The 15,790-nt window shown below is 34.5% G+C and carries 13 protein-coding genes; 2 read left to right on the plus strand and 11 right to left on the minus strand.

Features of this window, described 5'->3' with window-relative positions; genetic code table 11:
- Positions 1 to 22: 22 nt before the first annotated feature.
- From JE46_RS18925 to JE46_RS18945, 5 genes are all read right to left on the minus strand, one after another.
- Positions 23 to 1,450, minus strand: coding sequence for a glycosyltransferase family 2 protein (locus tag JE46_RS18925; RefSeq protein ID WP_031456850.1), 1,428 nt, complete (start codon positions 1,448 to 1,450; stop codon positions 23 to 25).
- The gene (locus JE46_RS18930; RefSeq protein WP_031456851.1) at positions 1,447 to 2,283 is read right to left on the minus strand and encodes a hypothetical protein; all 837 of its coding nucleotides are present in this window, start codon (positions 2,281 to 2,283) and stop codon (positions 1,447 to 1,449) included. Before JE46_RS18930 ends, JE46_RS18925 begins: the two co-directional genes overlap by 4 nt.
- Positions 2,284 to 2,293: 10 nt before the next feature.
- On the minus strand, positions 2,294 to 2,659 hold the full coding sequence (locus JE46_RS18935) for a response regulator transcription factor (RefSeq protein ID WP_031456852.1): 366 nt from the start codon (positions 2,657 to 2,659) through the stop codon (positions 2,294 to 2,296).
- Positions 2,660 to 2,735: 76 nt separating this feature from the next.
- Positions 2,736 to 4,724: a GAF domain-containing hybrid sensor histidine kinase/response regulator gene (locus tag JE46_RS18940; RefSeq protein ID WP_031456853.1), complete on the minus strand. Its 1,989-nt coding sequence runs from the start codon at positions 4,722 to 4,724 to the stop codon at positions 2,736 to 2,738.
- 551 nt (positions 4,725 to 5,275) lie between these two features.
- The gene (locus JE46_RS18945) at positions 5,276 to 6,283 is read right to left on the minus strand and encodes a zinc-dependent alcohol dehydrogenase family protein (RefSeq protein ID WP_180904006.1); all 1,008 of its coding nucleotides are present in this window, start codon (positions 6,281 to 6,283) and stop codon (positions 5,276 to 5,278) included.
- A 207-nt stretch (positions 6,284 to 6,490) separates the two neighbouring features.
- Between JE46_RS18945 and JE46_RS18950 the strand changes: the two genes are divergently transcribed.
- Positions 6,491 to 7,309: an SDR family NAD(P)-dependent oxidoreductase gene (locus JE46_RS18950; protein WP_031456855.1), complete on the plus strand. Its 819-nt coding sequence runs from the start codon at positions 6,491 to 6,493 to the stop codon at positions 7,307 to 7,309.
- A gap of 64 nt (positions 7,310 to 7,373) precedes the next feature.
- On the plus strand, positions 7,374 to 8,279 hold the full coding sequence (locus JE46_RS18955; protein ID WP_031456856.1) for a helix-turn-helix domain-containing protein: 906 nt from the start codon (positions 7,374 to 7,376) through the stop codon (positions 8,277 to 8,279).
- 79 nt (positions 8,280 to 8,358) lie between these two features.
- On the opposite strand, the gene JE46_RS18960 is transcribed toward JE46_RS18955, so the two are convergent.
- The 6 genes from JE46_RS18960 to JE46_RS18985 form a co-directional block, all read right to left on the minus strand.
- The gene (locus JE46_RS18960) at positions 8,359 to 8,940 is read right to left on the minus strand and encodes a Crp/Fnr family transcriptional regulator (protein WP_031456857.1); all 582 of its coding nucleotides are present in this window, start codon (positions 8,938 to 8,940) and stop codon (positions 8,359 to 8,361) included.
- A 169-nt stretch (positions 8,941 to 9,109) separates the two neighbouring features.
- Positions 9,110 to 10,006 (minus strand): helix-turn-helix domain-containing protein, encoded by an 897-nt coding sequence (locus JE46_RS18965; RefSeq protein WP_031456858.1) that lies wholly within the window; start codon positions 10,004 to 10,006, stop codon positions 9,110 to 9,112.
- Positions 10,007 to 10,066: 60 nt separating this feature from the next.
- Positions 10,067 to 10,885, minus strand: coding sequence for an SDR family NAD(P)-dependent oxidoreductase (locus JE46_RS18970; RefSeq protein WP_031456859.1), 819 nt, complete (start codon positions 10,883 to 10,885; stop codon positions 10,067 to 10,069).
- 399 nt (positions 10,886 to 11,284) lie between these two features.
- Positions 11,285 to 11,728: a PaaI family thioesterase gene (locus JE46_RS18975; RefSeq protein WP_031456860.1), complete on the minus strand. Its 444-nt coding sequence runs from the start codon at positions 11,726 to 11,728 to the stop codon at positions 11,285 to 11,287.
- 2 nt (positions 11,729 to 11,730) lie between these two features.
- On the minus strand, positions 11,731 to 12,564 hold the full coding sequence (locus JE46_RS18980) for an alpha/beta fold hydrolase (protein WP_031456861.1): 834 nt from the start codon (positions 12,562 to 12,564) through the stop codon (positions 11,731 to 11,733).
- Positions 12,565 to 12,738: 174 nt separating this feature from the next.
- Positions 12,739 to 15,789, minus strand: a complete 3,051-nt coding sequence (locus JE46_RS18985) for an efflux RND transporter permease subunit (RefSeq protein ID WP_031456862.1) — start codon at positions 15,787 to 15,789, stop codon at positions 12,739 to 12,741.
- Between the last annotated feature and the right edge of the window lies 1 nt (position 15,790).

Here is a 15,790-nt window from a genome sequence, read left to right on the forward strand (position 1 = left end):
TGGTGTAATATTGAATAATTATTTACTTCTTATTAAAACCTTTTCTGGTCATTTCGCCCCAGCCTTTAGTTCCCATAATTTTTTCTTTATAACCAACCAGGGCAGCATATACCGTAAGCGGATGAAAGTACAATGGTTCTATGAAAGCAGCCAGCAGAAGCTTAAAAAAATCAGCCTTTTTAGGATATTTATGATAAGTAAACTCTTCGCTAAATAAAGCTATAACTGAAAAAAATACGGCAAATGTATACACAAAAAGTACAAGTAAAAAGAAAAAATGCCAGTTGATAAAACCCAAAAATATAAATAGGAGCGTTATAATGAGGCCTGTAAACTCTATTGCGGGAGCCAGAAATTCAAAAAATGTCCAGTAAGGAATACTAAGCATCCCTAATAATTTGTATTTAGGGTTCAGGAACATTTTTTTGTGAAGCGTAAGTGTTTCGATTGTTCCTCTCATCCAGCGGCTGCGCTGTTTTTTGAATATTTTGAAATCTTCAGGTGCTTCTGTCCAGCAAAGCGGGTCCGGGATATAACTAACCGAGTAAGGCAATTTATTTTCAACCATGTAACGGCGCATTCTTACAACCAGTTCCATATCTTCACCAACCGTTTTTGTACTGTAACCACCTGCCAATAAAGCTATTTCTTTGTCAAATGCACCAAATGCACCGCTAATAAGCAATAGCCCATCGAGTCTGCCCCAAGCCATTCTTCCTAAAAGAAAAGCTCTGAGATATTCTAAAACCTGTATTCTTGGTAATATAGCATCAGGTATATTTATTTCTACTAAACGACCATTCCTGATAACACACTGGTTTGCTATTCGTACTACACCACCTGTAGCAATAATGCGCTTGCCATAAGATTCTAAAAAAGGTTTTGCTAATTTTAATAACGAATCTTTATCAAGGATACAATCAACATCAATACACACTACGTACGGGTTTTGTGCAATATTAAGCCCTACATTTAGGGCATCAGCTTTGCCTCCGTTTTCTTTGTCAACAACAATTAGTTTTTTAAACGCAGCATTTCCGGAAGTATATATTCCTCTAACCTTTTTGGTTTCGATTTTTGAATCGACCGCAAGTTCTGTCAGGACAAGATTGTAGGTATTAATCAGGATTTCCATCGAATTGTCTTTACTGCCGTCATTAACCACGATTACCTCATAATTATTGTAGTTTAAAGAAAGTAAGGATTTTACATTTTCTTCAATAGTAAAACCTTCATTATAGGCAGGGGCAATCAAGGAAAGTTTGGGTGCAAACTCGCTGGTAAGCAGTACTTCATAATCTACAAAACTATTTTTTTTTAGATAACTCCTTAGCGCTTTTGTAGAAAGGTAGGCTAATATAAGATAGGATGACATGATTAGGACAGCATATCCAAGAATAAGGAGTATGTAAACATCGATAAACCATGTTGTTTCACTATTAAAAATCATTTACTTATAATGTTTACGGTTAGTGCCTGTACTACACTTTGTGCTTCATATTGGATTTGTATGTTTGGAGCCCTCTCTGCCAATTCTTTTACATGAGAAAGTTTTTGTGTAAACTTAAGTTCTTTAATAAGCTTTAGTCCAAGCGCCACAACTGTAGAATTTTTTGATTCAAGCAAATATTCGACACCTTGTGTATCGCCAATATCATGTTTTTTGAAAGCATTTATAATATTTAGCTGGGTCCAGTTATCAATAGGATAAGGATGTTCTGTAAGATGAATAATTCCTGTTGTTCCCCCGAGTTTGATACAGGCATTTATGGCTGTGATTTTTAAGGTTTTATTTTTGGATTTAGAAATAGTTACAACAGTATCAAAAGCATCAGTAATATTCATTTCGGCCAATTCTGTAATTCCTTTGCATTTAACTTCCCATTTATGGTTTTTAAGTTTTTTAAAAGAACGATTGATCAATTCAGACTCTTTATAAAATTCTTCAAGCTTTATTGCATAAATACCATCGTAATTTTTATGAAGATTGATTACCGATTCTGTCAATACTTCTCTGAAGTAATTGTCCTTTAAAAACATCTCATAATTTTGATCTTCTTTTACCGAAGAAAAAGGAGTATCCATAAAAACCACTGAATACATTAATTCTACAATGATTAAGTCGTATTCATTTCTGAGTTTTTCCTGTTTTATTTTTCTGGTGCGGCTTTCAATAATTAATAAGTAAAGGACAGCTGATATCCCTACAAATAAGAAAATTGAACCTATTAGAAAAGGTTCTACCCAGTGACTGTTTTTATAAAGTTCCCAGATTTTTACCATATTAACTTCATTACAAACGGATATTAAGTAATTTATTAATTCTTACAAAAAGTACAGCAGGGCTAATAGGTTTAGCAATAAATTCGTTTGCGCCTATGTCAAAAGAATCCAATTCTGTTTGTTCTACACCCGAAGAAGTAAATATAATGATCGGAATATCTGAATTGATATTTTGTCTTACATATTGTGTAATTTCCATTCCGCTTTTACCCGGCATATTAATATCAGTCAGGATTAAGTCATAATTATTTTTTTCAATAGCCTCGAGTGCCTCCTGGCCATCAGAAAACTGGTCAACGGTAAATCCTTTAGATGTCAAGAAAAAAGATAGTGATTTGCGTAGGATTTCATTATCTTCAGCTATAACTATATTCATTTGGTTTAAATTTTGTATTTGAGTAAAACGTATCTTAAAAATCAGATACGTAAAGCTATTGTATATTTCTCTTTTATCATAGTTCCTTTAATATTTTAACTACTTCAATAACACTACAATGTAAGATGTTTTTCCTGTCTTCGCTTTCAGTGGTAAATTGACCCATAATGGCTTCTTGCTCAATAACAGACAAGCAATGAGAAAGGTCTTCCAACATAAAAATATCAAAACTGGATTTCATATTATGTGCTAATTTTTTTGCGCTATCATAATCATTCTTGTTAAATGCTTCTTCAAGCTGAGTTACTTCATTTGGAATTTTTTGTATAAATAAAGCTATCATCTCCTGAATAAAGTTGGGATCACCACAAGACATTTCATCTAAGAGCGACAAATCAATTTTTCTTTTTACAGGAAGCTTAATATCTTTATTCATGACTGATTTTATAGCTTCTAAAAGCATTGCCTGTTTAAAAGGCTTAGGGACATAAGCATCCATTCCTACATTGTAACAGCGTTCCTGCTCTCCGACCAGAGAATGTGCGGTCATGGCTATTATAGGAATGGTTAAATTCATTTCGCATCTGATGTATTCAGTAGTTTGGTAGCCATCTTTTACAGGCATCTGAAGATCCATTAATACCAAATCATATTCATTTTTTGACAACAGATCAATTCCTTCCTGACCATTCTCTGCAATGTCTAATTCAAAACCAAAATTATGAATCACATTTTTTGCAAGTTTCTGGTTTAAAGCATTGTCTTCGCAAAGAAGAATTTTTAGTTTACCCAGTTCTTCATCTAATAATGTTTCATTTTCTGACTCAATATGATCTGCTTTTTTATAATCAAGTACAAAGAAAAATTCTGAACCGTATCCTTGTTTGCTTTTTACATGAATTTCAGAATGTTGAAGTTCTATTAACTGTTTTACAATATTTAACCCAAGCCCGGTACCGCCAAATCTTCGTGTCGTACTTTCTTCTGCTTGTGTAAAGCGCTCAAATATAGTTTTGAGTTTGTCCTCCGGGATGCCTATTCCGGTATCTTTAACAGAGAATTTAAGTGAGTAATAATCGTCAGTCTCAGCCACTTTTTTTACAGATACTGTAACTTCACCTTCTTCGGTAAACTTAAGAGAGTTGCCTGTAAGGTTAACCAGTATCTGGTTTAATCTTCCCTGGTCACCAATTACAGTTTCAGGTAAATCGGCGTCAAGAAAGAGATTGAATTCAACAGTCGAAGGTACTTTAACCTTTAGTAAATTATACACATGTTTAAGTGTCTTTCTCAAATTGAAGGGCTGTGCATCAATAGTCAAATTTCCGGATTCGATTTTAGAAAGGTCCAGAATGTCATTAATAATGATTAGCAGATTCTCTCCTGCAATTTGTACACTGTCAATATAATCCCTTTGTGTAACATCTAACTTGGTTTGGGCCAGTAAGTCTGTAAAACCAATAATGGCATTCAGCGGGGTCCTGATTTCGTGACTCATGTTTGCTAAAAAACTATCTTTTGCCAATACGGCACGTTCGGCAATTTTTCTCTGAGTATTGAGCTCTATGTTTTTTGTTGATAATTCCAATTGGTTTATCACATGCTTAGCAATAATTGATAAAGCATTTCGCTGGTCTTCATTAAGTTCTTTAGAAACATGGTCTACAGCGCATAGGGTCCCTATGTTATAACCGTCTGGTGTTGTAAGTGGGATACCGGCATAAAATCGTACCTTAAATCCTCCTGTGACATTAGGATCATCTTTAAAGCGTTCATTTAAAAAGGTATCTGGGATTTCAACCATTTTAGATTCCATAATGGTATAGTTACAGAAACTAATTTCCCTTGGAACCTCTGATACCCCAACTCCGATTTCAGATTTAAACCACTGTCTGCTCTCATCTATGAAAGAGATATGAGCGATTGGTACACCACATATATAGGAAACCAATTTTGTTGCATCGTCAAAAGCATGATCAGGAAGTGTATCAAGAATATTATAACGTTTTAATGCAGCTAAACGTTCCGTTTCATTGTGTGGTATTGGGTATTCTTTATTTTTCATTTTATCAAAGGGTGAAGTCTATAAATATAATAATTTGGGTTAGAACTTTACAACAAAAATGATCTAAAATAAAGTATTGATATTTTTCTATACATTTTATTACCCCCATAAATTCTTAAAATGGAATAAATTCATTTACTAATTATAAAAACGAGCTGTAAGTATTGTAAAATATAGGTTTTGTAAAATAAGAAAAGTATTGAAATGTAAAAAAGCGTCTCATTGAGATATTTTCAGCATAGAAATAGGGACTCGAACTATAGTTTGAACCCGCTTATATAATCCATATTCAGCTTTTCATTGTCTGCAGTTGATTTCTCTGCTCAAATTTTTGCCATAGAGAATTTAGGAAATATTTTAATTTTCTTGCTGCATTTCCAGATAAAGTGGTTTAACTTCTATAGCAACAAGGGTAGGAACTGCAATTTGTTTGATGGTATAAAATTGCAATAGAAGCCAGTCTTAAAGCAATGTGATTTGATAAAAAAACCGTTGATAAATGTCAACGGTTTTTGAGAGTGGCTAAAAGGTGTAGGTAAACAATAATCAAATTATATATTCACCACAATTTTACCAAATTGCTGGTTAGACTCTAAATAGTTATGAGAGTCAACAATTTCATTTAAATTAAAAACTTTATCAATAATTGGTTTTAATTTTCCTTCGGTTACACCTTTGTCAATAAAAGCAATAGCTTCTGTTAAAACATCCCTGTTACCTAAAACTTCAATTGCAGAATATCCTCGAATGGTTGGCGTTTTCATAAGAACATCAAAGGCAGGAAAACTTGCTGGTTCGTGGCTCAATGCTCCATAAATAAATACTTTTCCGTTTTCGGCAACTGAGCTTAAAAGATTACTAAATTTAGCTCCTATAACTGGATCTAAAATTAAATGGGCACCTGTATTATTAGTAATTTTTAAAACTTCAGTTGCTATGTTTTCCTCAGATGTTACAATCACATGAGAAGCTCCCGCTTTTAATAATGCTTCTTTTTTATTTAATGATGTAGTTAAGGCTATTGAAATTCCGCCAACATAATTTGTTATTTGAATCGCAGCAAGTCCTGCACTACTTGATGCAGCATTGATCACTACAAATTCACCTGCTTTTAATTTTCCGGAATTTACTATCATACCATACATGGTCGAGTAACTTGTCCATAAAGCTGCGGCCTCATCATAAGATAAATTGGCTGGATATTTATGCACCGCATAGGCTGGCATTGTAATATATTCACCATAAGAAGAATAGTTGTGTAATGAAAATCCTGGTATAACATTTACAACATCACCCACTGCTAAATTAGAAACATCCGAACCTATTGCTTCAACAATTCCTGCTGCTTCATATCCTAACCGGGCAGGAAAAACAGGATTCTCTATATACATTCCCTGACGGTACATCGCATCAGCTCTATTAATTCCAATTGATTTAACCTGAATTCTTACTTCCTGAGATCCCGGATAAGACACTTCTACTTGTTCAACTTTCAATACTTCCGGAGTTCCAGCTTCGTGAAAAACTACTGTTTTAGACATTTTTGATAAATCGCTCATTGTTTTATTTTTATAATTTTTTAATTGATTTTGATATGGCAAAGTTGTATCAAAGGAATGCCTTAAAACAATGAGATATGATAAAAAAAACCGTTGACATATATCAACGGTTTTGTAAAAATGTAACAGAGTTTCCGACTTTTGTATTAGAGTGTGGTTAAGCTTCTGTTTTAGTTTTGCATTGTAAAATAAATAAAAAATAAAAAAATGCAAAAGACAATTTTTATTACTGGTGCTTCTCGTGGTTTTGGAAAACTATGGACAGAAGCTTTTTTAAAACGTGGTGACAAAGTAGTTGCTACAGCACGTAATATTAAATCCTTAGAAAATCTTGCAAAAGAATACCCTAACAATTTCCTGCCCTTAGAACTTGATGTAACCAATCGTGAAGATTGTTTTGCCACTGTTAAAAAAGCACATGAATACCTTGGTGTTCTTGATGTTGTTATCAACTGTGCAGGCTATGGTCTTTTTGGTGCGGTTGAGGAAACAAGCGATGAAGATACCCGTAACTTAATCGAAACAAATTTCTTCGGTTTGGTATGGGTTACTAAAGCAACATTACCTATAATGCGTCAGCAAGGCAATGGGCATATCATTCAGGTTTCTAGTTTGTTAGGAGTTAATCCCCTACCTTTAATGGGAATGTATAGCGCTTCTAAGTTTGCTATGGAGGCATTTAGCGAAACACTGGCTATGGAAGTAAAAGATTTTGGAATAAAAGTAACCATAGTTGAACCCAACGGCTATGCAACTGAATTTACAAGTGTTTCTGCAGTTCATGCCGAGTCAATGGAAGTGTATGCACCGTTAAAAACTGCTTTTTTTGAAGGATTTTCAGATGACATTTTTGGAGTTCCCGAAGCTACGGTGAAAGCTGTTTGCAAACTTATTGATTCACCTGAACCACCGTTGAGAATGTTTTTAGGAAAACACGGATTGCCTACAGTATCACAAACGTATAAAGACCGTCTTGCCACTTGGGAAGAATGGAAAGAAGTATCGTTTGAAGCACACGGAAAATAATTATATTTACCAATACAGCAGAACTTATTTTTGAATGAATAGGTTCTGCTTAACTAATTTTAAAATGAAACATTATAGCACTCTAAAGGAAGTTCATGATGCCTATGGCTTTCCACCACCGGAAAATCCATTAATCAGCATACTATTTGATGCAGAAAGAGCGGAGAATTTTGGCAATCATATTCCTGAACATACCTGCGATTTGTACATGGTTTGTTTAAAGAAAAAGACATCTGGTTCAATGAAATACGGTTATGGAAATACAAAATATGACCATACCAATGGTACGATGTTCTTCCTAAATCCCAGACAGATTATGGAATTAAATGAGGTTGAGCAGAAGGTAGAAGGATATTTATTATTCATTCATCAGGACTTTCTTAATGGACATCCGCTGCATCATGAAATTAAAAAATATGGCTTTTTTGAATATGAAATAAATGAAGCATTACACCTTTCGCCAAGTGAAGAAAAAATAATTGGGGAGTTATTTCAAAAAATAGCTATTGAATACGGCAATAATCAAGATGAGTTTAGCAGAGAAATTATGCTTTCTCACGTCCAATCGTTGTTGAAATATGGTAACCGATTTTATAAAAGACAGTTTATCAATAGAACAATAATATCAGGATATACAATAAACAAATTCAATGAAGTACTTGCCGGGTATATAAAAAAAGATATAATAGAAAAACAAGGATTGCCTACTGTTAAAAGTATTGCATCAAAGCTTAATGTTTCACCACGGTATCTTAGCGACCTTCTTAAACAGGAAACAGGTAAAACAGCCATAGACCTCATTCATTTATCCTTAATATCTGAAGCAAAAAATTTACTAAAAGCAAAAAATCTATCCGTTTCAGAAATTGGCTATGCATTAGGCTTTGAGAATTCGTCCTACTTTTCTAAGTTATTCAAAAAAGAAGTAGGCATTAGTCCCACTAAATTCAGAGAAGAGCTTTTGAATTAGTAAACCAAAAGAAAATTGAAGTCTGCCCAACTGTTTACATATATCAACGGTTTCTATAAATCAAAACTTAAAAAGGGGTTTATTTTGGGCTTTGTTTTCTGATTCTGCTTAATGTTTCTTTCGTAATTCCTAAAGAAGAAGCGATAAGATGTTGGGGAAATCGTTGTAGAAATTGCGGATGACTATGAACAAATTCTTCATAACGTTTTTCAGCAGTATTACTCAAAGCAGAGTCTAATCTTCGTTGGCTGACAATGGCATTTCTTTCATCCATTAATCTTACCATTTCTACCAACGCCGGTACTTTTTCCATCAAGCTGAGCATATCGGCTCTTGTAATAAGAAGCAAATCTGTATCTTCCCAGGCATCAATATTATATTTTGAAGGTGTAAGCATTGTAAAGCTTTCGCGGTCATTTGCCCAATAATTTTCGATATATAGATGTACAATGTGTTCGGTACCTTTATCATCCACACTATATTGTCGCATTGCTCCTTTTACAATAAAACCAGAGTATTTGCAAACATCGCCTGACTGTAAAAAATATTGTTTTTTTCTAATCTTTTTTGGTTGAAAAGCATCTATAACCAAGGCCTGTTCTTCACTTGTAAGGGACAAATTAGTATATTGACTAATGTAATCGAAAAGGTTGTTGTGCATTGGTTTGATAAAGTAATTAAGTCTACACAAAGATATAAAAAAGCATTAATTCATTTGCACTAATACCAGTTACTGAACTAGTAATAGAAAAGTGCATTCCAGTTATGGTAAAAACCTCAATTGTCAACGTAGCTTCAGTATGTAATAATATTGGATTTAGACTTTTTTTTTAATTTAAGAAATGATCTTTGAATTTATTTGGAGTAACACCTACTTCTTTTTTAAACAGACGGGAAAAATAAGTAGGATTTTCGAACCCAAGAGAAACAGAAATTTCGGAAATATTCATCTTTCCTTCTTTCAATAAATTTTTAGCTTCTGAAATCAAATAGAGATGAATAAGTTCTAAAGCCGTTTTTCCGGTTTCCTGTTTCAGCATATCGCTCAGATAACGTGGGGAGACATTCAGTTTTTCTGCTAAATGACTAACAGTAGGAAGTCCTAAATCATTATTTTTTCTATTTTCAAAATATAAAGAAAGCATATCATTAAACTTAGTAAATGTCGCTCCGGATAATTCTTCCCGATTGATAAACTGTCGTTTATAAAAGCGCTGTGCATATTTAAGCATTGTATCAAGGTGACTAAGAATAATGCTTTTACTGTAAGTATCAACGTTATTATGGTATTCTTTTTCCATCCCGTACACCAAGTTCCAAATTGTTTCTTCTTCACTGGGAGAAAGGTACAGTGCTTCATTTACTTCGTATTCAAAATAGGCGTATTTCTTTATTTCGTTATGCAAAGCAGTTCCGGATAAAAAATCTTCGTGAATAAGAATTGTAAAACAGTCTTCTTCTAAACGAATGTTTTTGCATCCGGTAATCTGTCTCGGCTTAATGAAAGACATTTTTCCGTGGTTATGATCGTATTTGGTTCTTCCGTATTGCATGCTTCCCGATTCGACCTTTTTGAAAATGATGATGTAAAAATCAGCTGTAAATTCAGTTTCCCTGGCAACATTACAAGATTCTTTATTGCCCCGGGCAACATAAAACAACGGATGTTCAGGAGCTTTAAGTCCGATAGCCTGATTGTAACTGCTTATTTTATCGAAATGATTCATCTATTTAATTTTAAAAAGAAAAAACAGAACCCGACGAATCGGATTCTGCAAATCTAAACTTTATTTTCCATGTGCCGCTTCAGAAACGTCCTGCCATTCCTCCCAGGTTTTCAAACGTTCGCCATAAGCGTATTTAGTCCATTGTACACCAGCTTTGCCTAAAAGCAATCGTAACGGAGGATTTTCTGCATCTACCAGTTTTAAAACAGCTTCTGAAGTCGCTTCAGGCACGCCATAATCTTCTTCTTTGTTTCCTTCCTGAAGTGCTGCTCTTACGGCATCATACAGTGGTAAAGGTTTACTTTGTACTGCAGAAGAGGCACCAAAATCGGTTTCATAACCATTTGGTTCTACAAGAGTGACTTTGATTCCGAAACCAGCAACTTCTGCAGCCAGAGATTCAGTCAGACCCTCAACAGCAAATTTAGAAGCACTGTAAATTCCTAAAGTAGGCAATGCAATAACGCCCAAAACGCTCGAAAGCTGAATAATATGACCTGATTTTTGTTCGCGCATAATAGGAATAACTGCTTGTGTAAGCCAAATTAATCCAAATACATTGGTCTCAAACTGTGCACGGATTTCCTGTTCTTCTAATTCTTCAACGGCACCAAAATGTCCGTATCCTGCATTATTAATCAATACATCAATTGCCCCAAAATGGCTCTTTGCTTTTGAAACTGCTTCAAAGGATGCTTTTTTATCGGTTACATCTAATTGTAAAACCAATAAATTATCCTGATATTCCGATGCTAAATCCTTTAATGATTCTGTATTTCTAACTGTTGCTACAACATTATCACCACGTTTAAGAAAAGCTTCAGTCCAGATTTTTCCGAATCCACGGGATGCACCTGTTATAAAAATTGTTTTTTTCATTATACTATATTTTTTGTTTTAATTATTGAGACAAATTTCCATCAATTGGTGATAAATAGTATGATACAAAAGTGGGTAATAATGAAACGTTTTAACGAAACCGTATCAATTATTAAAGGTATTTAGGATATACAAATAAGAACTGCACATTATGTTAAGCCCTATTTTGGCTGTAATCACATATTTTTTTTAACCTGTTGGGTGAAATTATTAAAAACGTCAGTTCGAGTGTTTTTTGTGTAGTAAAACGGAACAAAAAATGTATCGAGAACCGTTTTTAATGAAATTTTTCTTGTTCTCGATACAATTTTCTATCGAAAATCACTCGAACTGACGAAAAATTATCATTAAAAACTAATTTCATCCAACGGTTTTTCTATTAAAAATTTGATCGGAATTTTAAAAGGGGATTTTAGTAGAACTAACCGCCAGATTAGAACTTGCCCTGGCAACAAGTTTCCCATTATTTTGGTTTATGACTACGGCATTAAAATTAATAATCGTTTTTCCTAATTTGATTAATTCTGTTTTAACCAAAACGGTATCATTTTCAAAAGCAGGATTAAAAAAATCGACATTTAAATTAATGGTAGGGTAAAAGTTTTCTAAACCGAGTATCATAAAATTAACTCCTATGCAGTCATCAATCATACTTGAAATAACACCTCCATGTAACATTCCTGCCGGATTGGTCATTTCTTTTCTAACTATAAACTTAAATTCTATTGATTTATCGTTTACAGAAACTACCGTCCCATTTAGCCATTTGGCAAATGGAGACGGACTTCCTGAAAATGGTTTACCAATAAAAGCTTTAAGTAATTGAAGCCTTTTATTTTCCATTTTTATTTAGCTAAAAATTCTAATGCTTTTTTTACAAAATCTTCGTGGTTTTGGAATATTGAACCGTGACCTGCATCCTTGTAAATAATTATCTCTGAATTTTTTATGCGATTTTTTAATTCGTATGAATTACTGGAAGGAACCATTTTATCGTTGTCACCGTTTACAACTAAGACAGCTTGGGTAATTACTGATAAGTCTTGCGGAGCTTGCAATCCATAAGCCTTTATTGCTTCGAGCTGATGTGTCAGGTGTTTCATTTTCAATTTTTCACCTCTATTTTCTTTTCTTTCTTTTATCCTTTTAAGATAACTTTTTGCCGCTTTATGTCCATCAGCATTGCTGTTGAAGAACAAATAGAATTTTGGATTTCTGAAGGTAAAATTCCCTTTGATTACATCTTTGATAACTACGGGTGTCATTTTGCTGATACCAGCACCACCAGCAGGTCCGGTACCGGCAAGAATTACTTTGCGTACAAGTTGTGGCTCACGAAGTAAAATTTCCTGTGAGATGAAACCGCCCAATGAAAATCCGAAAAGGTCAACTTTTTGATAACCGAGTGCTTTAATAAAAGCTATTGCATCTGTAGCCATTTCAGCAACGTTTTTTGGAGTTACTCCTCCTGTAGAACCTATGCCTCGATTATCAAAGCAAATGATTGGATGTTCGGAAGCGAAGCCTTCCATAATTTTTGGGTCACAATCATCCATTGTAGCGGTTAAGTGATTTAGAAAAATTATTGGTAAGCCTGGTTTATCTTCGCCAAGTTTGCGATAATAGAAATCTGTTCCTCCAACATTTATGGATTGTGTTTTTACATTTTTTAAGCTCATAATTGTAATTTTTAGTGAATTATTATTTTAATTATTTGTTTGAGTATGTGCCACATTAATCCCTATGAAGGACAAAAGCAGTAATGATTTTATTTTTTTCGTTTTTACAAAATTTTATTATATCCAGGATTATTATGTCACTTTTTTCTGGAAAGTTATTATTGATTTAAACATCTATACTTCTTCAATTGTTGGTGGAATCAATTTATACATCACAGGAGTAACAATTCTTGATAATATGGTAGAGCTTATCAATCCGCCAATCAATACAATCGCCAACGGAGATATTTGGGGATTGGGGTTTAATGCCAGCGGAATCAAACCACAGATTGCTGTTACAGATGTCAAAACTACCGGCAGGAAACGGGTTTCACCGGCAATAGCAATCGCCTCATCAATAGACTTTCCTTCTTGTCGTAATTGATTGGTAAAATCTACCAGAAGAAGGGAATTTTTTACCTGAATTCCGGACAATCCGATGAAACCGATAATTGAAACCAGTGACATTGGGTTTCCTGTTGCCAATAAAAACAAGACACCTCCAAGAACTCCTAACGGAATGATCGACAGTACGATAATGATGCCTTTAAAGGTTTTAAACTGCAGTAACAAAACAGCAATGAATAAAAAAGTACTCAATATGATTACCGAAAGGAAATTGCCCCCCAAAGCATCACCTTCTGATTCTTTTTCTCCGGATAGTTTGTAATAATATCCTTTTGGCATTTTTAGTTTGTCCAGTTTAGGAATAATATCGACTAATAAATCATTGGCATAAAAACCTTTTGCAGACATAGCCGAAACTTTTGAAAAACGTGATTTGTTAAAGTGATTAATAGCCGTTGGCGCCGTTTCAAAAGTTATCGCTGCAATCTGATTAAGGGCAATTGGAGTTCCCTGAACATTATTTACATACAGATTTTTTAACGCATCCAGTTTAGAAAACTTATCTCTTGGGAGTGTAATGGTTACATTTCTTGCATCGCCACGGTCATCAATGTAATCCCCAACCGTTAGTCCAGCTACAGCAAGTCGGATTACTTTATCGACTTCACTTGTCAGTACGCCAAGTGTTCTTGCCTTTTCTTTATTGATTTTTACTTTGACATCTGTTTTATAGGTGTTTAACTCGTTGTTGATGTAAACCGTCCCTTTTTGGTTTCGTAAAATGGTCTCTACCTGAGAAGATAGTCCGCGTAAAACTTCCTGATCTTCTCCAAATAAACGCACAACAATATTGGCTTCTAATGGTGTTCCCTGTTCAAAATCTTTTACCTCCACTTTAGCATAAGGCATTGTTTTAAAGGTGTCACGTAATTTTTCAATTAAAGCCGTTTTTGCAGTAGGAGAGGCTTCATCTTCTAACTGAACAAAGAGCTGGGCAAAATCAGATTTTCTGTCCTGCGGATGCACGTTGTAATAAATCTGCGGATTTCCTTTCCCCACATTTGAAGTGTAGTACACAATTTCTTTGTGGTTTTTCAATTCTGCTTCCACAATTTTTGTAACCCTGTCACTTTCCGAAATATTGGCCTGAAGCGGCATTTTAATATTGATCAGAAACATTGGTTTTTCTGAATTTGGAAACAATTTAAACCCGGTTGCTTTCAGTAATCCAAAAGCGGTAATGCTCAATACGATGGATATGGCAATAGTTGTTCTGGGAAATTTTAAAGCTTTTGGCATAATATCCCTGTAAGCTCTGGTAAGGAACTTTTGCAAATATTGAAGAAAAATATTTCCTCCTGTGTGTTCGTGTGTTTTTAAAAAACGGCTTCCCAAAAACGGAACCAGTGTCAAAGCAACAATCATAGACGCCAATACACTTGTAATAACCGCCATAGGTAAACTTCGGATGAATTCACCAGCCATATCAGGAAGAAAAACCAATGGCAAAAAGGCAATGGCAAGCGTTGCTGTACAGCCTGCAACAGCAATTCCTATTTGTTTTGTCCCCATTAGAACGGCTTCCATTTTTGTATGGCCTTCACGCAGCCAGCGCTCAATGTTTTCGACAACTACAATACTGTCATCTACCAATAATCCTAAAGCAACCACTAATCCAACAATACTCAATTGGTTTAAGGAATACCCTAAAGCATTCATTGCAATTAATCCTAAAGCCAATGATAAAGGGATGGATATCATAACGATAAGGGATGCTCTTGAACCTAATGGTACCAATGTGATGACAACCAAAAGAATGGCGAGTCCGAAATCAAAACCTAAATGTCCCAAACGTTTTGATACCATATCAGCCTGATCAAAGTTTTTTACCAGTTTAATGTTAGCTGGCAAATCTTTAGAGAATGCCTCTACTATTGGTAAATATTCCTTCTGAACATCGCTAATATTTACATTGTCCTTCATTCCGGCAGTAACCAAAACGCAGCGGTGTCCATTAATTCTTGTAATATGGTTTACTACTTCAGATTTGTAGCTTACTTCGGCCACATCTTTCATATAGATAATTTTTCCATTAGCGTTGTAAACAACGGTATTGGCAACATCATCTGCATTTTTGAACTTACCACTTGTTTTTACATTAAATACTTTGGTATCCAAATCAATACTTCCGCCAGGAATATCGGCAGCTTCACTTTGTAAACTTCCCATTACTACATTCAATGGAATTTTTGATTGTGCCAGTTTTTCCAGATTCACGTCTACCCGGATTTCCTGTTCCGGAATTCCGGCGTATTTTACATCTTTAAGATTGGTTATTTTTTCAATTTTTGTTTTTAGTTCATCTGCTTCATCCCGCAGTTTTTTGTCAGATGCATTTTCGGAAACCAATGCTACCTGAAGGATTTTCACATCCGAAGACGAAATTTTCTCTGTTTTTATCTGGTAAATATCTTTTGGGAGTTCACTGTTTTTCAGGGCATTCATTTCGGTAGAGATTTCCTGATATTTATTGTCAACATCAACTCCGTATTTGAATTTTACCTGAAAAGCGGCTACACCATCTTCTACAGTCGTGAGTATTTTTTCGATATTTTCTAATCCGTAAATCTTATTTTCAATAGGTTTTACTACTTGTTCCTCCATATCTTTTGGGCTTGTACCGGGATAAATAACCGTAATTAGATATTGTGGCGGATGCGTTGCAGGATCTTCAGCTCTTGGCATCGTAAATAAGGTAAGAACTCCTACTACAGCAACCAAAAGAAAGATAATCAGCGTAAACTGATAATTTTTAACGGCAAAGTTTGTAATTTTCATA

The sequence above is a fragment of the Flavobacterium chungangense LMG 26729 genome (genome assembly GCF_000735715.2).
GTDB classification, from domain to species: domain Bacteria; phylum Bacteroidota; class Bacteroidia; order Flavobacteriales; family Flavobacteriaceae; genus Flavobacterium; species Flavobacterium chungangense.